We start from the raw sequence: 25686 nt of genomic DNA on the forward strand, positions 1-25686 counted from the left end.
TGTCCGACTGTCGGACAGGTTTGGACGCCCCTGGGCGGAAGTATCCGCCTGGACTCCTGGCCCAGGTGACGCGGCATCCTTTGAGCTCAGCGTTTCAGCGCCCCGTGCGCCGCCGGGCGCGGGCGCGGGCGGCCTCCAGCGCGGAGTCCACTCCGGCGGGCGGCTTCGGCGGTTCGGGCTTCTGCTCGGCTGGATCCTCCGGCGCAGGCCGGGGCGGTGTCGCGGTGGGCCTCACGTCCGTAACGGGTGCGGCCGTGGGCCCTCGCGCGATGGCTTCCTTCACGGGCCGTTCCCGAGCCGCTTTCACGCGGGGCGCGGAGAGGAACCGGCGCACGGCCACTTCCGCCAGCATCGCCGCCAGCGCGAACGCCACCAGCCACGGTGCCAGCGGCACGCGGCCCTCGGACTCCGGCGCCTCCGTGAACAGGCCCGTCATCGACAGACGCTCCTGGCCTCCACCCACCGCCGCCAGCGCTCGCAGGAGCTTGAGCCCCTCCTTCGCGCTGCCCGGCTCGAACTCCGGCGCGTAGGGCAGCGCCACCGGTGGCGCCCGCAGCACGCGCCCGCCCCACTTCACCACCGGGTGCCAGGTGCCGCTGCCGCTCAAGGGGTACTCGACCACCAGCCGGTCCTCGTCCTCCCAGTGCAGCGGCTTCTCCGCGCCGGAGCGGCCGTCGCTCGACAGCAACACCGCCGTGGGCAGCGCGCCCGGCATCGGCTCCCCCGGCGGCAAGTCCAACGTCACGCGCAGCAGGTTGCCCTGGCGCTCGGAGCGCACCACTGCCTCCTCCTTCGGCGTGGCCCGTCCCATCGACCAGCGCACCACCGCCTCCAGCGTCGCCCGCAGCGCGCTCCACTCGCGCAGCTCGCCCGTGTACCTGCCGTCCACCTCCGCCGTGAGCGCCACCGTGCGCCCCGCGCCATGCGGCCACAGCGCAATCACCGGCGCGGCGTTGGTGTCCAGCGTGCGCAGCGCCACGTTCGCCCGGGGTTTCAGGTAGGTGAGGTTGTAGCCGCCTACCTGCGGCAGGCCCGTCGTCGGCAGCGGCCCCAGCAGTGTCAGGTCCGGCGCGGCCTCCATCGACGCGGGCTCGTCCACGAACGTGGCCCTCGCCACCGCCAGCGTCTCCTGGCTGAAGATGCGCGGCAGGCTCATGGCGTCCTCCGCGAAGTAGATGCGCCCCTCACCGCGCCGGGCCACCTCGCGCAGCAGGTCCGCGTCCGGATCCGTGGGCTTGCCCAGGCCGATGACGGACACCGTCACGTTGGCCTCACGCAGCGCGGCCAGCGTCTCCTGGTAGTCGCCCGGCTCCTCGGAGTCCGCCGCGTCGGAGAACAGCACCACGTGCCGCGTGGGCTTGTCGCTGCGGAGGATCTCCTTGCGGCCCGCGCGCAGGGCCGTGCCCACGTAGATGCCGCCACCGCCGCTGAAGCCCCGCGCCACCTGGCCCAGCGGCAGGCCGTCACTCACCGGGCTCAGCGGGAAGACCTCATGCGGCTCCGTGTCCACCATGTGCACGGAGGCTTCGTCGTTCGCGTTAAGCAGCGTGAGCGCCGCCGTGACGCCCTCCGCGGCCAGCTCCATCTTCGTGCGGCCGTCCGGCACCTGCATGCCCATGGAGCAGCTGGAGTCCATGAGCACGCTCATCGCCACCGACGCGCGCCGCTGCTCCTCGCGCATCTCCAGCGACACGGGCAGCAGCGGCTCCAGCGGCGAGCGCCGGTAGCCACCCTCGCCGAAGCTCGAACGCCCGCCCGTCATCACCAGCCCGCCACCCGCCTGGTCCACGTAGTCCGCCAGCGCGTTCAAGCCCGTCTCGCCCAGCGCGTTGGCGTCCACGTTCTCCAGCACCACCACGCCCACCCCGTCGAGCGCCGCCAGCGACAGGTGGAACGGCGCCTTCACGTCCAGCTCCATGCCCGTCGCCGACAGCGCCTTCGCCAGCGTGCCCGCGGGCTGCGAGGTGAGCAGCAGCACGCGCGGCGGGCCCTCCACGCGCAGCACGCCCACGCCCACGTCGTTCTCCGGGACGCCGTCGCCGGACACCTCCACCGTGAGCCGGTAGTGCACGAGCCCCGGCTCCTCCAGGAGGTCCCGCAGGGGCAGCAGGTTGGGGCCGGGCTTGAAGTCGAACGGCCCCTTCACCAGCACCTTCCCATCGCGCTCCAGGCGCACGGTGCCGGTGACGGCGGAGGTGGCCTGCACCACGGCGGAGAACTGGAAGGGCTCGCGCACGGAGACGGTGGCGGGCACGTCCAGGGACACGACGGCCACGTCCAGCGCGGGCTCCGGCCGGGACACCTGCCGGTAGTCCACCGCGATGCCTCGCGCCGCCAGCCGCCGCGTCGCGCCCCGCGCATCCGCGCCCGTGGTCCGGCCGTCGGAAACCACGAGCACCCGGCCCGTGCGTTCCGGAGGAATGAGCGCGCCCGCCGCATCCAGCGCGGCGGACAGGTCCGACGCCTCCGCGTCCACCGGCCGAGTGAAGCCGCCGAACCGGCCCGACTCCGACAGCGGGGACTCCACCCGGGCCTCGCGGCCGAAGGTGATGACGCCCACGCGGTCGCCCGGCCGGCGCTGGGACTCCACCAGCGCAATCAGCTCCTGCGCCACGCGGTCCACGTCCAGCGGCATGGAGCGCGAGCGGTCCACCACCACGGCCACGTCGCTGCCCGCGTTGGCCAGCCGCAGCTCCGGCCCGGACAGCGCGCCCACGCCGAGCACCAGCAGCGCCCACCGCAGCACCATGGGCGGGCCGGGCCTCCGGCCGTAGCGCCACAGGAAGAGGCCCAGCGGCAGCAGCAGCAGCCACGCCTGGGGAAGGGTGAAGGTCATACCTTCCTCGTGACGTAGAAGTCCGCCAGCAGCGCGGCCAGCAGCACCACCAGGGGCCAGCGGGCGCGCTCATGGCCGCCGCTCCCTTCCGAGTCCTCGCCCGCCTCCTTCGCGGCCACGTCGGTGCGGCCCCGGCCGCGCAGGTCCGACTCCCGCGCGTCCAGCGCCAGCACCTCCAGCGAGTCCACTTCACGGCCCTCGCGCTCCAGCACGTAGCGGCCGGGGCTCGTGGGCGCGGGCAGGCTCAGCGCGCCCGCGCCGAACACGGGCTTGCGGCCCGAGGGCCCCGTCAGCGCGTAGCGAGCCCCCGCCTCTGTCACCACGGAGAGCGCTTCGCCCAGGTTGAGCTGATGCCGGGGGAAGCCCTCCCGCAGCCGCCGCGCTTCGCGCACCACGTTGCCCAGGAGCACGGGCCAGGCCGTGGTGCGCTGGAGGTTGGAGCGCGCCAGGTCCACGTTGAGGTGCAGCCGCCCGCCCTCCTCTTCCGACACGAGCACGGCCTCGCCCGCGGTCATCAGCGGACGGCCCGGAGGGTTCGCGCCCGCCGTCCACCGCACGCCCGCGAGCTGCACGTCGTCCATCAGCGTGCTGCCCTTCTCCGTGAAGAACGGGCCCACGAAGGTGCGCAGCGGCCCTTCCGCGCCCAGCGTCACGCGGGCCTCCGCGCGCGCGGGGCCCACGGACAGCACCGGCGCACCGGGGACGGGGGTGCCATGCGCCACGTCGGGAGACACCGCCAGGAAGCGCTCCAGCGCCTGCTTCGACACGGGCGACAGGCCCTCCGTCAGCCCCACCGCCACCGGCATCACGGGGGACGGAGGCAGGCGCACATGTCCGTCCTCGGGCAGCGCGTCGTCCGGCAGGGACACCTCCACGTCGCCGGCCTCGCGGAACGTGAGGCGCACCGTCGCGGCGCCCTCCTCCGGCAGCACGATGCGCTCCATGCGTTCAGTGCCTTCCCTCGCGCCCGGTCCAGGTGCCGCGCGCACGCGAGCCACGACCTCCGAAGGGCCCTCGCCGAAGCGCGCGACCCGCAGCGTCACCGTGGCCCGGCCCCCTTCGTCGCGCCGCTGCGCGGAGACCAGCGCCACGTTGCCCTGGGCGCGGCCCAGCGCCGTCCAGCGCACGGAGGGCGGCACGGCCACGTCCGTGGAGGGCGGCGCGTCGGTGAAGAAGTGCACGCGCTTGCCCGGTCCGGCCAGCTCCTGCGCCCACAGGAGCGAGGCCGTGACGTCGTGGTCCGGTCCGCGCGCTTCGAAGGACTCCAGTGCGCCCAGGGCGCGTGAGGCCTCCGCTTCCGGTCCAGCGATGACCTGGGGCGACACACCGCTCGCGAGCACCGTGACGTGCGTCGCGCGTTCGGCCTCCACACGCTTCGCGGCCTCAGTGCGCACGTGCTCCAGCACCGTCCTGCCCTCCGGAGTCCGCGCGGACATGGACAGGCTGCCGTCCACGACGAGCACGAGGTGACGGCGGCGAGCACTCTCCCCCAGCCGCACGTCCGCCAGGTACAGCGCGGCGGCGAGCACGGCGAGCGCCTCCAGCAGCAGCGACGCCTCGCGAGTGAAGCGCTCCCACCGGGGTCCACCCTCCGCGCGAGGACGCGGCGTGCGCCAAAGGAACAGCGCGCTCACCACGACCGGCTTCTGCCGGCGGCGCAGGAAGTACGCCGCGACCAACGGCACCAGCGCGCCCAGCGCCAGCAGCCCCCAGGGAAGCCCGAAGCTCACGCCCCGCCTCCCGCGACGAACAACGCGCGCAGCGGTCCCGCCACCTGCGCTCGCAAGCCTTCCGCCGCGTTCACGGTGAGCAGCGTTCCCCGCGCCCGCACCGCCGCGCTCCGCAGCGCGCGCTGGTGCTCCGCGAAGCGGCGGGCGTAGGCGGCCAGCACCCCGTCCGTCAGCAACTCCTCCAGCGCCACGCCGCTCTCCGCGTCCACCAGCCGCGCGCCCTCACCGCCCGTGGGCTCCAGGTCCTCCGCGTCCAGCACCTGCACCAGGAACAGCGCGGACGCTCCTCGCGACAACCGCGCGCACAGCGCCTCCAGGTCCGTCTCGAAGAGGAAGTCGCTCACCACCACCCGCACGCCACACGGCCGCAACGGCGGCAGCCGCCCCAGCGCCGACGCCAGGTCATCCCGCGCCTCGAACTCCGTGCCCCGCAGCGCCGCGCGGCATGCCGGCCCCTGCACCCGCTCCGACCGCGCCCCGCCCCACAGCAGCGTCGGCGTCAGCCCCTGCCGCCCGCCCACCTCCACCGTCAGCAGCGCGACCTCCCGCGCGCCCGCCGCCTTGCGCGGCGACAGCCCCATGCTGCGTGACCCGTCCAGCAGCACCTCCACGCGCGGCGACACCTCGTCCTGGCGCACGCGCAGCACCAGCTCCCCCGTGCGCGCCACCGCGTTCCAGTCCAGCTGCCGCAGGTCGTCCCCCGGCTGGTACGCGCGGAAGTCGTGCAGCTCCATCGCGCTGCCCGCGGACGTGGCGCGCACCTCGCCCACCCGTCCCCGCTGCGGCAGGCGCGGCAAGGCCAGGGTCAGCCCCGGCGCCAGCCGCGCCACCTCCGCCTCATCCAGCCTCGCGCTCACTGCTGATGGGCCCGCCGCTCGCGGTCCGCGAGCACGCGGTCCGCCGCGAACGCCGCCAGGAAGGCCACCAGCGCCACGCACAGCAGCAGCTCCGGCGGCATCTTGAGACCGCTCGGGTCGCTGTAGTCGTACTCGGCGAAGTTCAGCGTCCCCAGCACCGGGTTGAGCAGGTTGAGCAGCGCATCGTCACCCTTCAGGTCCAGGAACACCGCCAGCAGCGGCGGCACCCCGGCCCCCAGCACTCCCACGAGGATGTAGAGCAACCGCACCGACACCGGCGACGCGAACCGCCCCGAGCGCGGCATCCGTCCCAGCAGCAGCGCCACCGACAGGTACAGCACCCCGTAGAGCGCCAGCGCCACCACCGACATCGCCGTCCGCAGGCTCCCCGCGGCGCCGTCCGCCCACAACATCGGCACCGCGCACACGGCCGCCCAGCCCAGCAGCAGCAGCACCGACAGCCGGAAGCCTCGCAGCGCGCCGGGCTTGAACAGCGACCAGACCCGCGTGCCCGCGCGCAGGGGCCGCGACAGCCCGTCCACGTCCGTCGCCATGAAGAGGCTGGCGAAGATGAGGTGCAGGCCTCCCAGGATGCCCATTGCCCCGAGGATGTTGTTGTCCCAGTCCTGCAACCGCCACACCGCCGTCATCCCCACGAACGTCAGGAGCACCTGCACCACCAGCGCCCGCCGGGGATGGCGCGTGTAGTCCTCCGTCACCAGCGACAGCCGCGCCACCGCCGTCTCGAACACCAGCCACCCGTTCGACACGAGCATCCAGAGCGCCGCGCCCAGCCCCAGGAAGAAGTCCCGGTCGAAGGAGAACCCGCTGCCGCGCTCGTTCGTCACCACGAAGGCGAACGTCAGCGTCTGGAAGAACGTCACCACCAGCACGCCCACCAGCCCCAGCCGCACGGCGGCCCGCCCCATCCGGCTGTCCGCCAGCGTCGCCGCGCACACCGACACGAGCGTGAGGAACACCAGCCACACTCCGCCCATCAGCAGCACCATCAGGATGGTGGGCAGGTCGATGCCGTTGAGGAAGTAGCTGAACAGCAGGAACGGCCCCACCGCCGACGCGTACAGCGCCGCCTGCACCAGGAAGGACGCCACCTTGCCGGCCAGGATGCGCCGGGGCCCCAGCCCCGTGAGCAGGAGCAGCGACCACGTCTCGTCCTCGCGCTCGCGCGCCAGGGAGCGATACGCGTTGAAGGGGATGACGCCGAAGTGCACCAGCGCCAGGCACACGAAGAAGGAGAAGAAGTACGTGCGCCCTTCACGCGTGTACGTGCTGGCGTGCGTGTTGCCGAACGCGATGAGCGACAGCACCAGGCACGCCGCGAGCAGCAGCCCGAAGCACACCCAGAACACGCGCGTGCGCAGCCCCTGCCGCACCTCCTTCACCACCAGCGGGTTGAGCCGGTCCCCCCACTTCTCCCAGCGGTCGGACGTCACGGCGGGGACCCCGGGCGAGGGGGCGGACTCGGCCGCGCCCGACGCGGGACTTGCTTGCGTGCTCACGCCACCCTCCCCTTCGTCACCGTCATGAACGCGTCCTCCAGGTTGCGCTCGCGCGGGCTGAACGCGCACACCGGCAGCCCCTGCGCCACCAGCGCCGCCAGCAGCACCGCCGCGGCCGTTTCCGCCTGCGCCGGCCCCGCGTCCGCCTCCAGCTCCAGCCGCACGCGCAGCGCGCCGCCCTCGCGCGCCACGTCCTTCACACGCGGCTGCTCCAGCAGCGTGCGCTCCGTGCGCGCCCACAGCGCTTCACCCTCGTCGCCCGCCGCCGCCAGCCGCACCGTCAGCTCCGTCACGCGGGACGGACCCGCGCTCTGGCGCAGCAGGTCCTCCACCTTGCCCTGGGCCAGCAGGCGCCCCTGCTCGATGATGACGCAGCTGTCGCAGATCTCCGCCAGCTCCGTGAGGATGTGGCTGGAGATGATGACCGCCTTGCCCTGATCCGCCAGCGCGCGCAGCAACTCCCGCAGCTCGATGCGCGCGCGCGGATCCAACCCGTCCGCCGGTTCGTCCAGCAGCAAGAGCCGCGGGTCATGCAACAGCGTGCGCCCCAGGGCCACGCGCTGGCGCATGCCCTTGGACAGCTCCGTGGTGAGCTTCCCGGCCAGCGGCCCCAGCCCCGTGAACTCCATCACCGAGTCCACGCGCTGCCTGCGCTGCGCGCCCTTCAGCCCGTACGCGCGCGCGAAGAAGTCCAGGAACTCCCTCACGGTGACGTCGTCGTAGGTGCCGTAGCGGTCCGGCATGTAGCCCAAGAGCGGCCGGGCCCGGTCCGGCGCGTCCACCAGCGACGTGCCGTCCAGCAGCACCGTGCCCGCGGTGGGCACGTCCAGCGTGGCCAGGATGCGCAGCGTGGTGCTCTTGCCCGCGCCGTTGGGCCCGATGAAGCCCAGGATGCCGCCGGCCTCCAGGGTGAACGACACGTCGTCCACCGCGCGCAGCGCCCCGTAGTCGCGCCGCAGCCCCTTCACCTCCAGCAGGCTCATCGTCGTGCCTCCTCGACCTGACCGCGCACCAGGTGCCGCGCGGCCTCCAGCTCCACGTCCATCACCGCCGTGGGCGTGAAGCCGCGCCCGCCCAGCCGCGCCACGAACGTCCCTTCCTCCAGGTCCTGTTCCAGGACCGGCACCGCCCCCGAGAAGCGCATGCGCGGCTCTGGGTCGAGCCCCAGGAGATCGTCGCCCACCCCGTCCTTCGCGACGGCCTGCCCCTCCGCGCCGTCCTCCAGCTCCGGCAGGGTCCAGAGCTGGCCGTCCAGCTTCAACGTGCCGCCCTGGAGCGGAGCGCCCAGCGCGTTCTGCACCTGCACGCCGCCGTCCGTCTTGCGCGCCGTCAGCCGCGCGCGCGTGGGAATCACGGCGACCTCGCCCCACTCGCGGTAGCTGCGCGAGGGCAGGAAGCTGTTCTTCACCACCAGCCCGTTCGTCCAGTCCAGCAAGCGCGGCGGATCCTCGGGAGCCGTCGGGGCCAGCAGCACGCTGGAGGCGGGCATGCGCACGCCCTCCTCCGCGAGGTTGGCGTACCAGGCGTTGAGCCCCACTGTCACCGCGCGAGACCGCTCGCGGTCCAGCAGCGTGAGGCTGTAGCGCGCGGCGTGCACGCTGAAGCCGTCCACCAGCACCGACCACGCCACCAACCCCAGACACGTGAGGGCCGCCAGCGTGGGCACGGCGATGAGCACCGCGAGCGGCCCCTTGCGCCGGGCGAGCATCCATCCGCCGGGCCCCACCGCGAGCGAGAAGAGGAAGATGAGCAGCAGGAAGCGGCCCACGGGCGCGCGGGCGCTTCCGAGCAGCGGCAGCCGCCCGTCGCTCAACAGGTCGTTGCGCTCCCACCGGGGCGGCGGGCCCGCGGGCACCACGACGGCTGGTGACCGCTCCGAGTCCACCCACAGGTCGAAGCCGCACCCGGGCGCCCGCGTCCGGCACTCGCGGAACTGGCGCACGGTTCCGAACCCGTAGACCGACAGCTCCGCCTTCTCGTCCTGGAGCAGCGGGAAGCGCAGGCGTGGACTCGCGGGGGGCTGGTCGAGCACCAGCTTGCCGCCGCTCACGGCGAACGTCTCCAGCACCGCCCAGACGTCGTCGGGCACCTGGTCCGCCGGCACCGCCACCAGCACCGCGTCGTAGCCCGCGTAGGCCGCCAGCTCCCGAGGCGCGATGCGCGGCTCCACGAAGCGCGTGGCGACGAGCGGCTCCGTGTTCTCCTCCGCGCGGGTCAGGCCCGTCGCCTTCTCGAAGGCCTTCACGTCGCCCAGCACCATCACGCGCGAGCCCCGGTAGCCGTCCAGGTAGAAGCCCTGGGACGCGGTGTCCATGCCGGGTGAATCCATCTGGAGCGTCCCCGACTGCAGGTCCGCCGGCAGCAGCAGCCAGGTGACGGTGCGCTCACGAGGCGCCAGCTGCAGCGAGCGCTCCACGACGCGCCCCTGCGAGTGGATGGACAGGCGCACCGGACGCGGCTGGGCGCCGGTGTTGTGCACCGTCACCTGGAGCGGCGTGTAGCCCCGGTTGGGCACGAGCGTGACGGAGCGCAGGGTGGCCTTGAGTTCGCCCTTGTCGGGGAAGCTCTCCGCCGATTCCACCACCTCGCGGTAGCCGCTGCCTTCGGGCTCCTTCTCCCGCGCTTCCTCCACCGCCACCGGCGTCGTCGCCGCCGGCGCAGCCACCGCCTCCACCTCCACCATCCCCGGGCTGGTCGCGAACGCCACCGTCCCGCCGGGAACGCCCGGCTGGCCCGTCCAGAGCAGGGCCCCCAGGAGCACGGCGCCAGCCAGGGACACGCGGCTAGCCACGGGGCACCTCGGAGATGGCCTTGAGCAGCTCGCGCACCACGTCCGGCGCGGACACCTTCTCCAGCGACGCCTCGTAGGCCAGCACCAGGCGGTGGTTGAGGGCGGCGGGCGCGGCGGCCACCACGTCGTCGAAGCCCACGTTGGGCCGGCCATCGAGCAGCGCGCGTGCCCGGCCCGCGGAGGCCAGGGCCAGCGCGGCGCGGGGGCTCGCGCCGAAGCGCACGAAGCGGCGCACGGGTTCAGGGGCGGAGGGCTGACGCGGGTCGGACGCCTCCACCAGCCGGCCGATGAAGTCCGCCACCGGGCCGGGCAGGTGCACGCGGTCCACGGCGGCGAACAGGCGCGACAGCCCTTCGGCGTCCAGCACCGGCTCCAGCGAGGGAGGAGCGCCGCGCACGCGCGTGGTCAGCAGGGTGCGCAGCGTCTTCGCCCCCACGGGCGGCACGAGGATGCGGAAGAGGAAGCGGTCCAGCTGCGCCTCGGGCAGCGGATACGTGCCTTCGAGCTCGATGGGGTTCTGCGTGGCGAGCACGAAGAACGGGTCGGGCAGGGGCCGCGTCTGGCCCAGCACCGTCACCGAGCGCTCCTGCATCGCCTCCAGCAGCGCGGACTGCGTCTTCGGGCTGGAGCGGTTGATCTCATCCGCGAGGACGAGGCTCGCGAAGAGGGGGCCCTCGCGGAAGACGAAGTCGCGGCGCGATTCGCCCTCCAGCACGTAGGTGCCGGTGATGTCGCCGGGCAGGAGGTCGGGGGTGAACTGGATGCGGCGGAAGGGCAGCGACAGCAGCCGCGCCAGGGCCTTGCACAGCTCCGTCTTGCCCAGGCCGGGCAGGCCCTCCAGGAGCACGTGGCCCCGGGCGAGCACCGCCGTCACGACCTGCTCGACGACCGCCTCCTGGTCGAGCATCACCTGGTTGAGCCCGGCCTTGAGCCGGGAGGCCACGTCCGCCGCGCCCTGTGCCTCGGCGGGACTCAAAAGCTCCGCTGCCACGTCGTTCCCCCTTCTTACCTACGGACCACCGAAGTACCGCTTCACCAGGTCGCGGTTGCGAGGCAGCAGCGGACCGGAGGTCGGCCCCGCCGTCGCATCGCCCTTCGCGCCCGTGCCCTTCGCGCCCACCGCCCCCGCCTGCCCCGTCCGGGCCTGCGGATCCGCGGCGCGAAGGCCCCACAGCTCCTCCGCCTCGCCGCCATGTCCCTCCGGCAGCGGCTGGAACGCGAGCCGCTCCGGATCCATCTCCGCCTCGCCGCCGAAGACGAGCGGCTGGCTCTCCCCGCCCCGGCCCACGCCCGCGCCATCGCCCTGCCGCGTGTTCCGGCTCGCGTGCTGACTACTGCCCTGCTGTCCCTCGCCGTCGCCCTCCTCGCCCTCGCCCTGCCCGTCCTGGCCCTGGCCTTGTCCCTTCTGGCCTTTCTGTCCCTGCCCCTGTCCGGACGACTGCTGACGCCGGGTGGGACGCCGGGCCTGGGCGCCCCGGTTCCCGCGTGAGGCGTTCTCCTCGCCGAAGCGCTGGGCCAGCGATTGCTGCCGCCGCTCCAGCGTGCGGCGCAGGTCGGCGATCTGATCCGGCGAGCCGGAGGCCTGGGCACGGGCGGAAGCGCGGGCCTGGGCCTCACGACCCGCGCCCTGCTGCTGCGAGCCCTGCGGGTCGCCACCCTGTTCGCCCGCGCGCTGCCCCTGCGAGCCCTGCTTGTCGCCGCCCTGCTCACCGGCGCCCTGCCCCTGCGAGCTGCGCTCGGACGCGGGGCCTTCCTGCTCCCCGGCGGCGGAGTCCTCCTCGCTCCCGCTGGCGCGAGCATCGAGCGCCATCAGGGCCTGCTCCAGCGACTCGCGCTCACGGGTGGCGGACTCGGCACTCCCGGCGGCGGCGAGCGCATCCTCCAGCTCCGCGGCGGCCTCGGAAGCGCGGTTGAGCTCGGCGGCGGCCTCGGAGGCGCGTTCGGCGAGCCGCTGCTCCAGGGCATCGGCGGCCTCCCAGTCCGCGGAGTCGAAGCGGCCCTGGGCGACTTCTTCCGACAGCCGGCGCAGCTCCTCCTCGACGTCGGGGCCCAGGGGCTCCTCGCGAGCCAGGGCCTCGGCCTGCGCCTGCACGGCGGCAACCTGGGTCGCGGCGGCGGCGTTGATGTTCGACGCGCGCAGCGCCGGAAGCGGAACGAGGAACCCCACGGCAAGGAACACCAGCGCCCCCAGGAGCGCGCCCACGGGCCGGCGCCAGGGAACGTCCGGAGGCTTCACCTGCCGGGCGAACTGGTTGAGGCTCAGCTCCCATTCGCCAACCGGGCGCTCCAGCCGCGTGAGCAGCAGGCCACCGGCGTTGGCGGAGCGGTCCGCGAGCACCGCCGCGTACTCCAGCGACACGCCGCGAGAACGGGCGCGAACGAACCACCAGACAAGGCCCGCGATGACAAGCGGAGGCACGGCCCAGACAGCCAGGTCGCGCAGCAGCAGCCGGAACAGCACGCAAGCGGTGGCGGTGGCCCAGACGGGAGCGATGCCCGCGCCAGTCCAGGCGACCGCGTTGAGCCGCCGCTGCACGCGCCGGATGGGCGCGAGCACGAGGGACTGGAAGCGGCGTTCGTCACTGGCGGCCATGCGTGGAAGCCAGTGTCGGACACCCGGCCCACCGTTCACAAGCGACGCCCGGGAACGGTCGAATCCCGCCGCGGACGGTCGGGAGGACGGAGCGACCAGCCTCTTGCGTCATGAGAATCCGTGGCCGGTTCCCCTGTGCTAGAGGAACGGAGCCTGCCGCTGCCGGAGCCCTCCCATGCTGACGTCCCTGCGGATCCAGAACTTCCGCTCCCTTCGGAACCTCTCAGTCGAGGGACTGACCCGCGTCAGCCTGCTGGTGGGCGCCAACAACACGGGCAAGACGTCCGTATTGGAGGCTGCGGAATTGGTGCTCGCCGGGGGTGGCCCCTCGGTTCTTGCTCGAAGTCCTCTTCGGCGTGAGGAAACCGAAGTCCGTGACGAGGCAATCGACCTGAACGATCGCGTCATCGTCTCTCACTTTTTCTTCGGGCACGCGCTCGCTCACGACGCGCACTTCCAAATCAACGCAGCAGGTCCCGAAGCACGATACTTCCGCGGAAGGATCGAAACGCTCGTCACGAACGACCCATCAATAGCGGCAGCAGATGTCATCGACCTCCAGCGCCCCCCTTCTCCCGAAGGTCCCTTAAGCCTTGTCCTCGAAAGTGATCAATTCGAGCCAACGGCTTTCAGATTGATGGAGCAAGGGGTCAAATGGGGAGGCTTGGCGGGTCGCGCTGTTCGAGGCAAGAAGGACCGCCCAGAGACCAGGCCTGTTAGCTTCATCGAGACGACGGCTCCGGGAATCCCTCACCTTAGCAATCTATGGGACGGCGTCGTTCTGACACCGGAAGAAGACCGAGTCGTTGATGTCCTGCGAATCATCGAGCCAGGACTCGATCGAATCGCAGCGCTTGCGGGAAGGAACACTTCCCCGTCCGCGAGCATCTTCGTCAAGCTGAAGGGTTCAGATCAGCGCATTCCGCTTGGGAGCATGGGCGAGGGCATCAAACGCCTCATGTCCCTGAGCTTGAGTCTAGTGAAGGCAGCGGGCGGCTATCTCCTCGTCGACGAAATCGACACGGGTCTCCATCACTCCGTGATGGTGAAGATGTGGCGGCTCGTAACTGAAGCGGCGAAGCGGCTGAATGTCCAGGTTCTCGCGACGACGCACAGCCTGGATTGCGTCCGGGCCCTGGCATCGCTCTACGAGGAACAGCGGGACCTCCGGGAGATCATCTCCGTCCACCGTATTGAGCGGAACGCGGAGCACAACGTCCCCTACTCAGCGGACGAACTGCTTGCCGCTGCTCAGCATGAGATGGAGATTCGGTGAGCCCACCGTCCATCAAGAGCCCCTATCGCTTGATGGTCGAGGGGCCGGACGACAAGCACACCCTCGTTCACCTCTTGAGGCGTCACGGCTACGACTGGGACGACGTGAAGCTCACGCGTCCATACGTCGAGGACGTAGGTGGCGTGGAGAAGCTACTCGACCGGACGCTCCTATCGACCGCGCTCAAGACCTATGACCGTCTTGCGCTGGTCTTCGACGCGGACCTGCCTCCATACAATCGCTGGCACCAGCTCAAGACCTGCCTCGAACAACTCAACATCGCGGTTCCAGATGCACCCGAGCCCGGCGGCACGCTCCTGTCGGGATTGCGCCCCAACTCTCGCCTGGGCATCTGGGTCATGCCAGACAACTCCCAGCCCGGCCGTATTGAAGAGTTCATCGAGAAGCTCGTTCCTGCCGGTGACGCACTCTGGCCCCACGCACGAACAACCACCACGGATGCGCTGAATCAAGGCGCCCCACTACGTCCCCAGGACCACGTGAAGGGCGCCCTCCACGCATGGCTGGCGTGGCAGCTGGACCCAGGCCTCCCCTTCGGCGTCGCCCTCGCCAGCAAGGTCCTGAGCCACGACTCGCCCGAAGCTCAACGTTTCGTGGCGTGGTTCCACCGCTGCTTCTCCTGAACCCGTGCGACCCCAGGAGGCGGCGATTACGCTGCCGCCCCCTATGAACTTCCGATTCCTTGGCCGCAGCGGTCTGAAGGTCAGCGAGATTTCTTTCGGCAACTGGCTCACACATGGCTCCCAGGTGGAGGAGGACGCCGCCATCGCGTGCGTGAGGGCGGCGCTCGACACGGGCATCACCACCTTCGACACCGCCGACGTGTACGCCGGCACCAAGGCCGAGGCCGTCCTCGGCCGCGCCCTCAAGGGCCAGCGCCGCGAAGGCTACGAGCTGTTCACCAAGGTCTACTGGCCCACCGGCCCCGGCCAGAACGACCGCGGCCTGTCGCGCAAGCACATCATTGAATCCATCCACGGCTCCCTGCGCCGCCTCCAGACGGACTACGTGGACCTCTACCAGGCCCACCGCTTCGACGCGGAGACGCCCCTGGAGGAGACCATGCTCGCGTTCGCGGACATCGTCCGCCAGGGCAAGGCCCTCTACATCGGCGTCTCGGAATGGACCGCCGAGCAGATCTCCGCCGGCGCCAGGCTCGCCCGCGAGCTGCGCGTGCCCTTCATCTCCAACCAGCCCCAGTACTCCATGCTCTGGCGGGTCATCGAGTCCAAGGTCATCCCCACCTCCGACGCCGAAGGCCTGGGCCAGATTGTCTGGTCCCCGCTCGCCAAGGGCGTGCTCACCGGCAAGTACCTCCCCGGCAAGCCCCCGCCCGCGGACACCCGCGCCGCCAACCAGCAGGGCGCGCAGTTCATGACCAGCTTCATGACCGACGACGTGCTCACCCGCGTCCAGCAGCTCAAGCCGCTGGCCCAGGAGGCCGGCCTGTCGCTCGCGCAGCTGTCCGTCGCGTGGGTGCTCCAGAACAAGAGCGTCGCCTCCGCCATCATTGGCGCCTCCAAGCCGGAGCAGGTGCTCGACAACGTGAAGGCCACCGGCGTGAAGCTGGACGCGGAGCTGCTGCGCCGCATCGACGCCATCCTCGGCCCCGTCGTGGAGCGCGACCCCGCGCAGACCACCAGCCCGGCTCGCAGGCCCTGAGAATCCGGGACGCGGGGCAGGCGCTCCAACGCCTGCCCTGCCGGCGCACGTGGTGCTGGCCATCCGACATCCACGCCCTCCCGCCGCCACGCCCGTCCACCAGCGCGCGACACCCGGGTGAACTGAAGACCGTTCCATTTGACTTTTGAGTTGGGGGGAACAAGAGACTGCGCCGCGCGTTGACGCGGTCCCACTCTTGAACCGGGCATTTCCCACATGACGTCCTTCTTCCTCCTGGCCCAGGCGGCCCACCCCGAACTCGGCTGGTTGAGCGGCAAGCTGCTCGGGGTGACGCTGGGCAGCGCCGAGTGGGTGCTCTGGCTGCTCGTCATCCTCTCCATCGTCTCCATCGCGGTGATGCTGGAGCGCACGGTCTACTTCTCGCGTCACCGGCTGCCCAACTCGGAGGCGCTGGCGGTGCGGCTGGCGCGCGGCGAGTTCGACGCCGTGGCCGGTGAGGTGAAGAACCAGAAGGGCATGGAGGCCGCCGTCATCCGCGAGGCCCTGGCCTCCGCGCAGCAGGGCCCCGACACCGTGGAGCAGGTCATCGCGTCCACCGTCGCCCGCGAGCGCCCCCAGTACGAGCGCGGCCTGTCCATCCTGGGCACCCTGGGCAACAACGCCCCGTTCATCGGCCTGTTCGGCACGGTGCTCGGCATCATCAAGGCCTTCAACGACCTGGGCGCCATGAACGCCAAGGGCGGCGCCATGCAGCAGACGGTGATGGCCGGCATCTCCGAAGCGCTCGTCGCCACGGCCGTGGGCCTCGCCGTCGCCATCCCCGCCGTCGTCGCCTTCAACGTCTTCAACCGCCAGCTGAAGACGCTCACCAGCCGCACCACCGCCCTGGGCCACGCGCTCGTGGGTGCCATGAAGGCGCGCAAGCCGGGCGCCGCGGGAGGCAACTAGCCCATGGCCGGCGGCGCGAACGACAGCGACGAGGAAATCTCCGGCATCAACGTCACCCCGCTGGTGGACGTGGTGCTGGTGCTGCTCATCATCTTCATGGTCACCGCGAACTTCATCGTCCGCGAGACGGTGGAGGTGGACCTGCCCCGCGCCGCCAACGGCGGTGAGACGGTGCAGGGCCTGGTGAACGTCGTCCTCGACAAGGAGGGCAAGCTCTACTTCGACGGCGCGGAGGTGACGGAGGCGGACCTGTCCCGCCGCGTGACGGAGGCCGTGGCCAAGGACAAGGACACGCGCGCCATCATCAGCGCGGACCAGACGCTCGCCTACGGCCGCGTGATGCGCCTCATCGACGTGGTGAAGGGCCAGGGCATCGCGAAGTTCGCCCTCAACATCGAGAAGGACGCCGCCCCCGCCCGGGCCGCGCCCGCCACGCCCTGACACGAGGCTGAGCGAAGATGAGCCAGGCGGTCCTCGACCCCATCCCTCAACGCGACCGCTCCACGCGGTTCGTGCTCGTGTTCCTCCTCGTGTCGCTCGCGCTGCACGGGGTGGGCTTCGGGCTGCTCTCCACCCTGGAGGGCCGCAAGCTCGCGCCCCTCCAGAAGCCCGTGGAGATGGTCATGGTGGAGGTGCAGAAGCCGCCGCCCCCGCCGCCTCCGGAGGAGAAGAAGGAGGAGCCCAAGCCTCCGCCGCCCCCGAAGGTGAAGCCGGTGAAGCCGCCGCCCATCAAGGTCGCGGAGGCGCCCAAGCCCCCGCCCCCGACGGAGGCCCCGCCGCCCCCCAACGACACGCCGCCGCCGCCCTCCGCCAGGCCGCCGCCGTTGGTGGTGGGCATGACCATGTCGTCCACCACCAGCGCGGGCTCCTTCGCCGCGCCCGTGGGCAACACCGCCTATGGCAAGGCCAACGGCCCCGCGAAGGCGCCCCAGGACGTGAAGGGCTACTCCGCGCCGAAGTACGTGCCCGTGTACCAGGTGGACTCGGAGCCCTCGGTCGCGTCCGAGGTGAAGATTCCCTACCCGGACGAGGCGCGCCGCGCGGGCATCGAGGGCACCGTCACGCTGTCCATCACCATCGACGCGGACGGCAAGGTGACCCAGGTGAAGGTCATCTCCGGGCCCGGCTACGGCCTCAACGAGGCCGCGCGCGACGCCATCCGGCGCTTCCGCTTCAAGCCCGCCATCAAGGGCGGCGAGGCGGTGGCCACGGAGATGAAGTACTCGTACACCTTCCTGCTGGACTGAGAAGTCCGGGCGCGCCAAGGACTGGGGCGCCCGCACGCGCTACTGCGTCTTGAGCGCGCGACGCATGATGTCGCGCAGCGCCGCCAGGTCTTCGTCCGGCATCGCGGCGATGAGGGGCGGCGGCGCGCTCAGCCGCGCCATCAGCCGGCCGCGCAGCTCCGCGCCGGCCTCCGTCAGCACCAGCATCTTCACCCGGCGGTCCTGCTCGCTGCTCTTGCGCTCCACCAGCCCGCGCGCCTCCAGCCGGTCCACCAGCCCCGTCACGTTGGACGCGTCGCACGACAGGTAGTTGGCGAGCGTGCTCATCGCGAGCGCTCCTTCGCCCAGCTGCCGCAGCACGTGCGCCTGCACCGGGGACAGGTCGAACTCCGCCGCCAGGGCGGGGAAGTTGCGCATGTGCGTGTGCAGCAGCTCGAAGAGGAGCGTCCACGCCTGCTCGGGGAGCCCACTCTCGCTCTCGGCCGGGCCACCGGGGGACGCCGGCCGACGCATCACCTGCTCGCTGGGACCGTCGTTGAAACCGTTCATAGTGAATTTACGTTAATTCATCGGGCGCACATAAACAATTGACATCATCAACCATTGACCGGTACTACATTCCGCATATTCCAACATCCGACAGTGCGGATTACTTCAACGCCGCCCCCAGGTCGGGTAGAGGACGCAACACAGTCGTCCATTGGACGGATCCGCCTCGCGCTCCCGCGGGTCGGTGAGGAGGTCGAGCGGTATGAGTACCTTTCTGGCGCTGTCCCTGTCGGCCACCCTGGCCGCGGCGCCCGTACTGACGCTGGATGAGGCGCTGGAGTCGGCGCGCCAGCAGAACCTCGATTTGAAGATCGCCCAGGAGCGCTTCGAGCAGGCGTCGCTCGCGACGCGCCGGGCGTGGGCGGGCTACCTGCCTACCATCAGCGTGGGTGCGTCCATCACGCGCAACAACGTGGCGGCCGTCATCCCGGGAGGCGTCCTCGGTCCGGACCCCATCACCATCCAGCCGCTCATCCAGCAGGGTGCGCAGGCGGAGGTGCGGCAGGCCCTCATCGCGCCGCAGCTGTGGGCGGGCATCGCGGCCTCCTACAAGGCCGTGCGGCTGGCGGAGCTCAACACGCAGACGGCGCGCCGGCAGGTGCTCTTCGGCGTGGCGCAGGCGTACTACGGCGCCGCGGCGCAGCAGGAAGCCCTGCGCGCGCAGGAGCGGCTGCTGGAGCTGAACCAGGCGCGGGAGAAGGACACCCAGGCCCGGTTCGACGCGGGCACGGTGACGCGCGTGGCGCTGCTTCGCGCCCAGCTGGACCGCTCGCGCGCGGAGCAGGACCTGGTGCGCGCGAAGAACGCGCTCGCGGGCCTGAAGCTGGCGCTGGGCACGCTCATCCAGCGGGAGCCGGACTTCGACCTGGCCCCGCCGCCGGAGCCGACGGTGCCCGCGCAGGCGTCGCCGGACGACCTGGTCGACCAGGCCATCCAGGAGCGCTCGGACGTGCAGGCCGCCGAAGTGGGCCTGAAGCTCACCCGCATCAACAAGACGGGCGTGCTCCTGAGCTACCTGCCCACGCTGGGCGTCACGGGCGCGTACCGCATCGCGAACGCGGCGGGCTTCGCCGGCTCCAACAGGACGTGGGCCATCACCTTCGGCGCCAGCTGGACGCTGTTCGACGGCGGCCTGCGTGAGGCGAACCTCTCCGAGGCCTCGTCCCGCGTGCGCGAGGCCACCGTCACCCAGACGCTGGCGCAGGCCCGCGTGAAGGAAGAGGTGCGCCGCTCCAAGCTGGACCTGGAGAACGCGCTGGCCAACCGCGCCAAGGCCGAGGAGGCCCTGGAGCTGGCGCGCGAGTCCAACCGCCTGACGGACGTGAGCTTCAAGGCGGGCGTCGCCACCTACCTGGAGGTCGCGGACGCCAACACCGCGCTCACCAACGCGGAAGTGGGCTTCGTGTCCGAGCGCCTCCAGGCGTCGCTCGCCGCGCTGCGCCTGCTCAACTCGCTGGGCTCCTTCGAGTCCGGTTCGGTGAAGAAGGACGCGGCCTCCCTGGGTGCGCAGCCCGGCGCGGGCGTGCAGCAGCAGGCGGCCCCGCCGGCGCAGCAGCCCGCCCAGGAGCAGCCGGCGCCGCAGCAGCAGCCCGTGCCCCAGCAGTAGGCGCGGGTGGAGTGGAATTCCCGGCGCCTCCCCCAGGGCGCCGGGTCCCCTGCCCTCCCGGGCGGGAAGCAGGTGCTGCGTTGTGGGGGTCCGTCACCGGCCCCACCCTCCTCTTACGGACCCGTTCCACGAGGAGGGAACCATGGCGGACGCATCCTGGGGCAACTGCAAGAACTGTCGCTTCTTCGCGGGCAACAGCGACGAGCCGAGCGACAACGAGACGCAGAGCTGCAACCAGCCGGAGCTCAAGCAGTTCGCGCTCGTGGTCTCCGGTGACAGCGGCTGCAACGCCTACGAGGCGCGCACCGGGGAGACGGTGCCCTCCTACGAGGAACCCGCGCCGATGCACTGACGGCCCAGCGGTCCTCGCGATGCGACGGCGCGCCTGACGCTCAGGTGCCCGTGGCGTCGCGGACCCGGGGCAGCGCCGGCCCCGCGGGCGCGTGCGCGTCGTGCGCGTAGTAGATGCGCTCCATGAGCTTGCGCTGGTGCACGAGCGGCTTGTCGTACTTGTCCAGCCGCATGCCCTTGTGGCTGTAGGGCGTGTCCGCCACGGTGGGGATGAAGCGCGCGTCGTCGCGCACCTCCCACCAGGTGAGGCCCAGCGCGGCCTTCGCCGCCACCGGCAGCAGGGGCCTCAGCGCGGACACCGTGGTGCGCAGGAAGGAGAAGACGTGCAGGCGCGTGGTGCGCGCCGTCTCCGGCACGAAGAAGATGTGCGCCTGCGTGGTGAAGGGGCGCGGCGTCCCGTCGGGCCGTCTCCAGCTCACGGTGTAGACGCTGCGCACCGGGTCGAAGCGCGTCACCCAGTCGTTGTGGAAGACGTCCCCCTTGCCCACCATGAGCAGCCGCATGATGGGCGCGGGCCGCTGCGGGGCGCGGTAGTGCACCTCCGTGTGGTCCTCGTGGTTGTGCGCCTCGAACTCCACCGCGCCCGCCTGCGCGCCGCTCCACCCCAGCCGGGTGTGGACGAAGGGCGTGTGCTCGTCCTCGCTGAAGTTGTCGAGCGCCACGTGCAGCGGCGCCTGGAACAGCGTGGAGAACGTCCCGCCGAAGACGTAGTCCCCGCCGGAGAGCTCCGGCATCGCGGACACGGGCGTGCTCGCGTGCCCGAGCCAGAGGTAGCCGTGGCGCTCCACCACCTGGAAGCTCTTCGCCTCGCAGTGGCGCAGCTCCGGCTGGCTGGGGTTGAAGCCCTGTCCTCGCGCGTCGAAGCGCCAGCCGTGGTACGGGCATTGGAGCTGGCCCTCCTTCGTCACGGTGCCCTTCGACAGCGGCGCGAAGCGGTGGGGACACGCATCCGACAGCGCCGCGGGCTGGCCGGAGGCGTCCCGGAAGAGCGCGTACGCATGGCCCGCCAGCTCCACGCGGACGGGCTGGCGGCGCAGCTGACGGGAGGGGAGCACCGGATGGAAGTGCCTGACGACGTCGGGGGTAGGCTCCATGGCGCCGGCAGTATAGCGGCCTGTCGCGTCGGACCCCGGGTGGGTCCTCTCAGGGCCTGAACGGTGGGAGCCGGGCCGCGCGGGTGGCATAGACTGCCGGGCCGTGAATGCCCCCGTCCCTTCCCGCCACCGCGCGCGCTGGTTCCCCGTGGCGGCCCTCCTGGCCGTGCTGGTGGCGCTCGCCGTGGGAGCAGGGCTGTACGTGGGCGGCGCGCTGCCGGCGCCGGTGCCCCAGGTGGCCGGGCCCTTCGGCTACGCGGACTACGCGCAGGCGCTGAGCCACGTGCGCCCCAGCGGGGACCTGGACTTCGAGGGCCTGTCGCGCGACCGCCCGGCCCTGGAGCGCTTCGTCGCGTCGCTCGCGGCGGTGTCACCGCACCGCCAGCCGGAGCTGTTCCCGTCGCCCGAGGACCGGCTGGCGTATTGGATCAACGCGTACAACGCGCTGGTGCTGATGCAGCTGGTGGAGCGCTACCCGGACGGCGTGGGGGCGTCCTGGTTCGGCGGCTTCTATTGGAGCCACGCGTGGCCGGTGGGCGGTGAGCGGCTGACGTTGTGGGCCATGGAGCAGCGCATCCTCTTCGGCGAGTACGCGGACCCTCGCGTGCACTTCGCCCTCTTCCGGGGGACGCGGGGCGGGCCCCGGCTGGACGGCGCGCCCTACCAGCCGGAGTTCCTGGACGCCCAGCTCAACGACGCCAGCCGCCGCTACATGGGGGATGCGCGCCACGTGAAGCTGGAGGACAAGACCGTGCACCTGGCGCGCCTGCTCCAGGACCGCAAGCAGGACTTCCTCGCCGCGCTGCCGGAGGGCCGGGACGGCAACGTGCTCCAGTTCGTCTGGGCCTTCCTGCCGGACACCTGCGAGGAGCGCCCGGGCTGCGACACGCGCGGCGACCTGGACCGAGCCTGCGGCCCCCTGCTGGACAAGTGCCGCATCGAGTCCCTGCCCGAGGATGCGTCGCTCCCCGACGCCGCGAGCACCGCCGCGCGGCGCTGACCGGCCGCCTTCGGCTAGCGTCGTCACTCGTGGACGAACACGCGGGAGGCACCGGGACATGACGATGGGAGCGGTGTGGCTGGCGACATGGCTGGCCCTGGGGAGCGCGGACATGAAGTGGGAGCCGCAGGCGAGCGGGACGACGGTGCGCCTGCGCGGGGTGAGCGCGGTGGACGGCCGCGTCGCGTGGGCCAGCGGGGACAAGGGCACCGTCGTGCGCACCACGGACGGCGGGAAGACGTGGAAGCAGGCGCCGGTGCCGGGCGCGGAGGGGTTGGACTTCCGCGACGTGGATGCCTTCAGCGACCGCACCGCGTACGTGCTGTCCATTGGCGCGGGTGACAAGTCGCGCATCTACAAGACCACGGACGGGGGTGCGCACTGGACGCTCCAGTTCACCAACGCCGTGCCCGGGGCCTTCTTCAACGGCATGGCCTTCTGGGACGAGAAGCACGGCATCGCGTTCAGCGACCCGGTGGACGGCCACTTCGTCGTCATCACCACGGAGGACGGCGGCGCGACGTGGAAGCCCGTGCCGGAAGGCGCGCTCCCGGCCGCGCTCGCGGGTGAGGCGGGCTTCGCCGCCAGCGGCACGAGCATCGCGGTATACGGCAAGTCCGAGGTCTGGTTCGGACTGGGGGGCTCCATCGCGCGCGTGCTCCACTCCGCGGACCGGGGCAAGACGTGGGGCATCGCGCCCACGCCGCTGGCCACCGGTGAGGGGGCGGGCGTGTTCTCGCTCTACTTCTGGAGCCCGATGGCGGGCATTGCCGTAGGCGGCAACTACAAGCAGCCGGAGGTGGCCACGGGCAACGCGGCGCTCACGCTGGACGCGGGCAAGCGCCAGTGGACCGTGCCCGGCAAGCCGCCCGGGGGCTACCGCTCCTGCGTGGCCCCGCTCACGCGCGAGCGCAAGATGTGGCTCGTCGCCGTAGGGCCCACGGGTTCGGACGTGTCGAAGGACGCCGGCAGGACGTGGGAGCCGCTGGACCCCACCGGCTTCCACGCCGTGTCCACGCCGCCTCGCACGCGCGACACCGCCTGGGCCGTGGGTGAGGAGGGGCGCATCGCGCGGCTGGGCTTCACCGCGCCTCAAGCTCCCGGGAAGCCGTAGGCCGTCCCGAAGACAGGCGCGGGGGAGCGCACTCCCCGCGCCGGGTGCTTCACTTCACCAGCAGCGCCGCGCCGATGATGCCGCTGTCGTCGCCCAGCTCCGCGTCGGCGATGAGCAGGCCCTCGCGCGACACGCGGGACGACCACTGCTGCACGCCGTCCAGCACCTTCCGCTTGAGCCCCGGGCAGTGCATCAGCACGCCGCCCCCCACCACCAGTCGTGAAGGGTTGAGCACCGTCACGTAATTGGCCACCGCGAGCGCCAGGAATTGCCCCGCGCGGTCGTGGATCTCCTTGGCCTTCGCGTCGCCCGCGTCCGCCGCCGTCTCCAGCGTCACCGGCGTGATGGTGTCCGGGTCGTCCTGGGTCAGCTGCTCCAGCACGCGCGAGCTGCCCGACGCCAGCAGCTCCTTCGTCTGCGCGATGAGGTTGTGGCCGCCCGCGTACGCCTCCAGGCAGCCGTGCTCACCGCAGCCGCACAGCCGGCCGCCAGGCACCACCTTGATGTGGCCCAGCTCCGCCGCCACGCCACCGCCGCCGTTCACCAGCCGCCCGTCCGCGATGATGGCGCTGCCCACCCCGGAGCCCACGAACACCACCAGGATGTCCTGCGCTCCACGGCCCGCGCCCGCGTGCAGCTCGCCCCACGCCGCCGCGGACAGGTCGTTCACCACCTTCACCGCGAAGCCCAGCCGCTTCGTCAGCATCTGGCCAAACGGTACGTCGCGCCAGCCCAGGTTGGGCGCCACGGAGATGACGCCCGAGTCCTTGTGGATCTGCCCGGCCGCGCCCACGCCGCAGCCCTCCACCTTCACCCCGGCCGTCTTCACCGCCTCTTCCGCCGCCTGGGCGATGGTCTCCACCACGCCTGGCGGCTTGCGGTCCTGCAACGCCACCTTGGCGCTCGCGAGGATCGCGCCCTTCCCATCCACCACCGCGGCCCGGGCGAACGTTCCGCCCAGGTCGATTCCCAGCGTCGGCATGGCCAGTTCCTTCCCTTACGTGCGTGCTTCGCGTGGAGCGCCGAAGGCTTAAGCGCCGACTTCCTTCTGCGCCTGGGCGACCGTCTTCTCGATGAGCGCCTGGATCTCCTTCACGCGCGCCTCCGTGCTGGCCTCGTAGCGCAGCACCAGGATGGGCTGCGTGTTCGACGCGCGGATGAGCCCCCAGCCGTCCGGGAACGTCACGCGCACGCCGTCCACGTCCACCACCTTGTGGCCCGCGTCGCGCAGGATCTCCGTGGCGCGCTTCACCATGGCGAACTTCTTCTCCTCCGTGGTGTCGAAGCGCAGCTCCGGGCTGGCGAAGGTCTTCGGCACGTCGGAGAGCAGCTGCGACATGGACTGCTTCTCGTGCGTCAGAATCTCCAGCAGGCGCGCGGACGCGTACACCGCGTCGTCGAAGCCGAAGTAGCGGTGCTTGAAGAAGATGTGGCCGCTCATCTCGCCGGCCAGCTCCGCGTGCTCCTCCTTCATCTTCGACTTGATGAGGGAGTGGCCCGCCTTCCACATGATGGGACGGCCGCCGTGCTTCGCGATGTCGTCGTACATCGTGTAGCTGCACTTCACCTCGCCGATGATGGCCGCGCCCGGGGACTCCTTCAGCACGTAGCGGCTGAAGAGCACCATCAGCTGATCCCCCCAGAGCACGTTGCCCTGGTCGTCGATGACGCCGATGCGGTCGCTGTCGCCGTCGTAGGCGATGCCCACCTCCGCCTTGACCTCCTTCACCTTCTTGATGAGGTCCTGGAGGTTCTCCACCACCGTGGGGTCCGGGTGGTGGTTGGGGAAGTCCGCGTCCATCTCGCAGAACAGGGGCACCACGTCGAAGCCCATGCTCTCGAACAGGGGCACCGCGATGGCGCCGCCCGTGCCGTTGCCCGCGTCGATGACGATCTTCATCCCCTTGCGGCCCACCTTCACCGTCTGGCGGATGAAGTGGTTGTAGGGCGTGATGATGTCGTAGGGCGTGACCTTGCCGGGCTTGCTGGAGGTCGCGAAGTCCTTCGCCTCGATGAGGCGGCGCAGCTCCTTGATTTCGGGGCCGTGGAAGGTCGTCTTGCCCGCGCCAATCTTGAAGCCGTTGAACTCCTTCGGGTTGTGGCTGCCGGTGATCATCGCCAGGCCGTCCACGGGCAGCGTGTTCGCCGCGAAGTAGGTCAGCGGCGTCGGCACCACGCCCACGTCGTAGACGTCCAGGCCGGTGGCGGTGAGGCCCTTGGCGAGCGCGTCGCGGAAGCGCGTGGAGGACTCGCGGCAGTCGCGGCCCACCACGATGGAGGTGCCGCCCTTGCGGCGGATCATGGTGCCCAGGCCCAGGCCCAGGAGCTCCACCACCTCGATGGTGAGGTCCTTGTCCACCAGACCTCGGATGTCGTACTCGCGGAAGATGTGCGCGTTCATGGCAGTGTCCCCACCCTCGACAGGAACCGGGAGGGCGTAACGGAAGGCGTCGGACACTACACGAGGGGCCCCGGGGGCTGCACACGCCCGAACGCGCCCGGCTGACTGTTGAACGCCCGGGCCGCCCCGGGAGGGCGGAACCTACCCCGG

At 71.5% G+C, this 25686-nt stretch carries 22 protein-coding genes; 10 read left to right on the forward strand and 12 right to left on the reverse strand.

Annotation, left to right across the window (positions count from 1 at the left end; translation table 11 throughout):
- Nucleotides 1-94: 94 nt before the first annotated feature.
- The 8 genes from NR792_RS22195 to NR792_RS22230 are packed head-to-tail and all read right to left on the reverse strand — an operon-like array spanning nt 95 to nt 12327.
- On the reverse strand, nt 95-2836 hold the full coding sequence (locus NR792_RS22195) for a VWA domain-containing protein (protein WP_375754677.1): 2742 nt from the start codon (nt 2834-2836) through the stop codon (nt 95-97).
- Complete coding sequence (locus NR792_RS22200) at nt 2833-4566, reverse strand: BatA and WFA domain-containing protein (RefSeq protein WP_375754678.1); 1734 nt, start codon at nt 4564-4566, stop codon at nt 2833-2835. The genes NR792_RS22195 and NR792_RS22200 overlap by 4 nt, the downstream gene beginning before the upstream one ends.
- On the reverse strand, nt 4563-5423 hold the full coding sequence (locus tag NR792_RS22205) for a DUF58 domain-containing protein (protein WP_375754679.1): 861 nt from the start codon (nt 5421-5423) through the stop codon (nt 4563-4565). Before NR792_RS22205 ends, NR792_RS22200 begins: the two co-directional genes overlap by 4 nt.
- Nucleotides 5420-6943, reverse strand: a complete 1524-nt coding sequence (locus NR792_RS22210; protein ID WP_375754680.1) for an ABC transporter permease — start codon at nt 6941-6943, stop codon at nt 5420-5422. Before NR792_RS22210 ends, NR792_RS22205 begins: the two co-directional genes overlap by 4 nt.
- Nucleotides 6940-7926 (reverse strand): ABC transporter ATP-binding protein, encoded by a 987-nt coding sequence (locus NR792_RS22215; RefSeq protein ID WP_375754681.1) that lies wholly within the window; start codon nt 7924-7926, stop codon nt 6940-6942. The genes NR792_RS22210 and NR792_RS22215 overlap by 4 nt, the downstream gene beginning before the upstream one ends.
- A complete protein-coding gene (locus tag NR792_RS22220; RefSeq protein WP_375754682.1) occupies nt 7923-9734 on the reverse strand; it encodes a hypothetical protein in 1812 nt (603 codons plus the stop codon). The genes NR792_RS22215 and NR792_RS22220 overlap by 4 nt, the downstream gene beginning before the upstream one ends.
- Nucleotides 9727-10725, reverse strand: a complete 999-nt coding sequence (locus tag NR792_RS22225) for an AAA family ATPase (protein ID WP_375754683.1) — start codon at nt 10723-10725, stop codon at nt 9727-9729. Before NR792_RS22225 ends, NR792_RS22220 begins: the two co-directional genes overlap by 8 nt.
- Before the next feature lie 18 nt (nt 10726-10743).
- Entirely contained in the window at nt 10744-12327 is a 1584-nt protein-coding gene (locus tag NR792_RS22230; RefSeq protein WP_375754684.1) for a hypothetical protein, read from the reverse strand.
- 175 nt (nt 12328-12502) lie between these two features.
- Here NR792_RS22230 and NR792_RS22235 point away from each other — a divergent pair, with 175 nt between their 5' ends.
- The 6 genes from NR792_RS22235 to NR792_RS22260 all read left to right on the forward strand — a co-directional run bounded on the left by NR792_RS22235 (nt 12503) and on the right by NR792_RS22260 (nt 17442).
- Nucleotides 12503-13603, forward strand: a complete 1101-nt coding sequence (locus tag NR792_RS22235) for an ATP/GTP-binding protein (protein WP_375754685.1) — start codon at nt 12503-12505, stop codon at nt 13601-13603.
- Nucleotides 13600-14247 carry a DUF3226 domain-containing protein gene (locus NR792_RS22240; RefSeq protein ID WP_375754686.1) on the forward strand — a complete coding sequence of 216 codons (648 nt, stop codon included), beginning with the start codon at nt 13600-13602 and terminating at the stop codon, nt 14245-14247. The genes NR792_RS22235 and NR792_RS22240 overlap by 4 nt, the downstream gene beginning before the upstream one ends.
- A gap of 43 nt (nt 14248-14290) precedes the next feature.
- Complete coding sequence (locus NR792_RS22245) at nt 14291-15286, forward strand: aldo/keto reductase family protein (RefSeq protein ID WP_375754687.1); 996 nt, start codon at nt 14291-14293, stop codon at nt 15284-15286.
- A 216-nt stretch (nt 15287-15502) separates the two neighbouring features.
- Nucleotides 15503-16195 (forward strand): MotA/TolQ/ExbB proton channel family protein, encoded by a 693-nt coding sequence (locus tag NR792_RS22250; RefSeq protein ID WP_375754688.1) that lies wholly within the window; start codon nt 15503-15505, stop codon nt 16193-16195.
- Between the two features lie 3 nt (nt 16196-16198).
- On the forward strand, nt 16199-16636 hold the full coding sequence (locus NR792_RS22255) for a biopolymer transporter ExbD (protein WP_120589507.1): 438 nt from the start codon (nt 16199-16201) through the stop codon (nt 16634-16636).
- A 17-nt stretch (nt 16637-16653) separates the two neighbouring features.
- A complete protein-coding gene (locus tag NR792_RS22260; protein ID WP_375754689.1) occupies nt 16654-17442 on the forward strand; it encodes an energy transducer TonB in 789 nt (262 codons plus the stop codon).
- A gap of 39 nt (nt 17443-17481) precedes the next feature.
- On the opposite strand, the gene NR792_RS22265 is transcribed toward NR792_RS22260, so the two are convergent.
- Nucleotides 17482-17970 (reverse strand): MarR family winged helix-turn-helix transcriptional regulator, encoded by a 489-nt coding sequence (locus tag NR792_RS22265; RefSeq protein ID WP_375754690.1) that lies wholly within the window; start codon nt 17968-17970, stop codon nt 17482-17484.
- A 202-nt stretch (nt 17971-18172) separates the two neighbouring features.
- Between NR792_RS22265 and NR792_RS22270 the strand changes: the two genes are divergently transcribed.
- Entirely contained in the window at nt 18173-19576 is a 1404-nt protein-coding gene (locus NR792_RS22270) for a TolC family protein (protein WP_375754691.1), read from the forward strand.
- A gap of 142 nt (nt 19577-19718) precedes the next feature.
- Nucleotides 19719-19928, forward strand: coding sequence for a hypothetical protein (locus NR792_RS22275; protein ID WP_375754692.1), 210 nt, complete (start codon nt 19719-19721; stop codon nt 19926-19928).
- Nucleotides 19929-19968: 40 nt separating this feature from the next.
- Here the strand turns inward: NR792_RS22275 and NR792_RS22280 are convergent, their stop codons facing one another.
- Complete coding sequence (locus tag NR792_RS22280) at nt 19969-21021, reverse strand: Rieske 2Fe-2S domain-containing protein (protein ID WP_375754693.1); 1053 nt, start codon at nt 21019-21021, stop codon at nt 19969-19971.
- Nucleotides 21022-21124: 103 nt separating this feature from the next.
- On the opposite strand from NR792_RS22280, the gene NR792_RS22285 reads away from it, so the two are divergent.
- Both NR792_RS22285 and NR792_RS22290 read left to right on the forward strand, forming a co-directional pair.
- The gene (locus NR792_RS22285; RefSeq protein ID WP_375754694.1) at nt 21125-22021 is read left to right on the forward strand and encodes a DUF547 domain-containing protein; all 897 of its coding nucleotides are present in this window, start codon (nt 21125-21127) and stop codon (nt 22019-22021) included.
- Between the two features lie 58 nt (nt 22022-22079).
- A complete protein-coding gene (locus tag NR792_RS22290; protein WP_375754695.1) occupies nt 22080-23135 on the forward strand; it encodes a WD40/YVTN/BNR-like repeat-containing protein in 1056 nt (351 codons plus the stop codon).
- Nucleotides 23136-23184: 49 nt separating this feature from the next.
- Here the strand turns inward: NR792_RS22290 and NR792_RS22295 are convergent, their stop codons facing one another.
- On the reverse strand, nt 23185-24117 hold the full coding sequence (locus NR792_RS22295; RefSeq protein WP_375754696.1) for an ROK family protein: 933 nt from the start codon (nt 24115-24117) through the stop codon (nt 23185-23187).
- A 48-nt stretch (nt 24118-24165) separates the two neighbouring features.
- Nucleotides 24166-25536 carry a phosphomannomutase/phosphoglucomutase gene (locus tag NR792_RS22300; RefSeq protein ID WP_375754697.1) on the reverse strand — a complete coding sequence of 457 codons (1371 nt, stop codon included), beginning with the start codon at nt 25534-25536 and terminating at the stop codon, nt 24166-24168.
- Nucleotides 25537-25686 lie beyond the last annotated feature (150 nt).

The organism is Corallococcus exercitus (assembly GCF_042231735.1).
GTDB classification, from domain to species: domain Bacteria; phylum Myxococcota; class Myxococcia; order Myxococcales; family Myxococcaceae; genus Corallococcus; species Corallococcus exercitus_B.

Bases quoted from the DNA above. Each gene is read 5' to 3' on its own strand.
- NR792_RS22195 (WP_375754677.1), bottom strand. From the start codon at position 2,836: ATGACCTTCACCCTTCCCCAGGCGTGGCTGCTGCTGCTGCCGCTGGGC.
- NR792_RS22250 (WP_375754688.1), top strand. From the start codon at position 15,503: ATGACGTCCTTCTTCCTCCTGGCCCAGGCGGCCCACCCCGAACTCGGC.
- NR792_RS22290 (WP_375754695.1), top strand. From the start codon at position 22,080: ATGACGATGGGAGCGGTGTGGCTGGCGACATGGCTGGCCCTGGGGAGC.
- NR792_RS22300 (WP_375754697.1), bottom strand. From the start codon at position 25,536: ATGAACGCGCACATCTTCCGCGAGTACGACATCCGAGGTCTGGTGGAC.
- NR792_RS22270 (WP_375754691.1), top strand. From the start codon at position 18,173: ATGAGTACCTTTCTGGCGCTGTCCCTGTCGGCCACCCTGGCCGCGGCG.
- NR792_RS22245 (WP_375754687.1), top strand. From the start codon at position 14,291: ATGAACTTCCGATTCCTTGGCCGCAGCGGTCTGAAGGTCAGCGAGATT.
- NR792_RS22295 (WP_375754696.1), bottom strand. From the start codon at position 24,117: ATGCCGACGCTGGGAATCGACCTGGGCGGAACGTTCGCCCGGGCCGCG.
- NR792_RS22280 (WP_375754693.1), bottom strand. From the start codon at position 21,021: ATGGAGCCTACCCCCGACGTCGTCAGGCACTTCCATCCGGTGCTCCCC.
- NR792_RS22275 (WP_375754692.1), top strand. From the start codon at position 19,719: ATGGCGGACGCATCCTGGGGCAACTGCAAGAACTGTCGCTTCTTCGCG.
- NR792_RS22260 (WP_375754689.1), top strand. From the start codon at position 16,654: ATGAGCCAGGCGGTCCTCGACCCCATCCCTCAACGCGACCGCTCCACG.
- NR792_RS22265 (WP_375754690.1), bottom strand. From the start codon at position 17,970: ATGAACGGTTTCAACGACGGTCCCAGCGAGCAGGTGATGCGTCGGCCG.
- NR792_RS22215 (WP_375754681.1), bottom strand. From the start codon at position 7,926: ATGAGCCTGCTGGAGGTGAAGGGGCTGCGGCGCGACTACGGGGCGCTG.
- NR792_RS22230 (WP_375754684.1), bottom strand. From the start codon at position 12,327: ATGGCCGCCAGTGACGAACGCCGCTTCCAGTCCCTCGTGCTCGCGCCC.
- NR792_RS22255 (WP_120589507.1), top strand. From the start codon at position 16,199: ATGGCCGGCGGCGCGAACGACAGCGACGAGGAAATCTCCGGCATCAAC.
- NR792_RS22235 (WP_375754685.1), top strand. From the start codon at position 12,503: ATGCTGACGTCCCTGCGGATCCAGAACTTCCGCTCCCTTCGGAACCTC.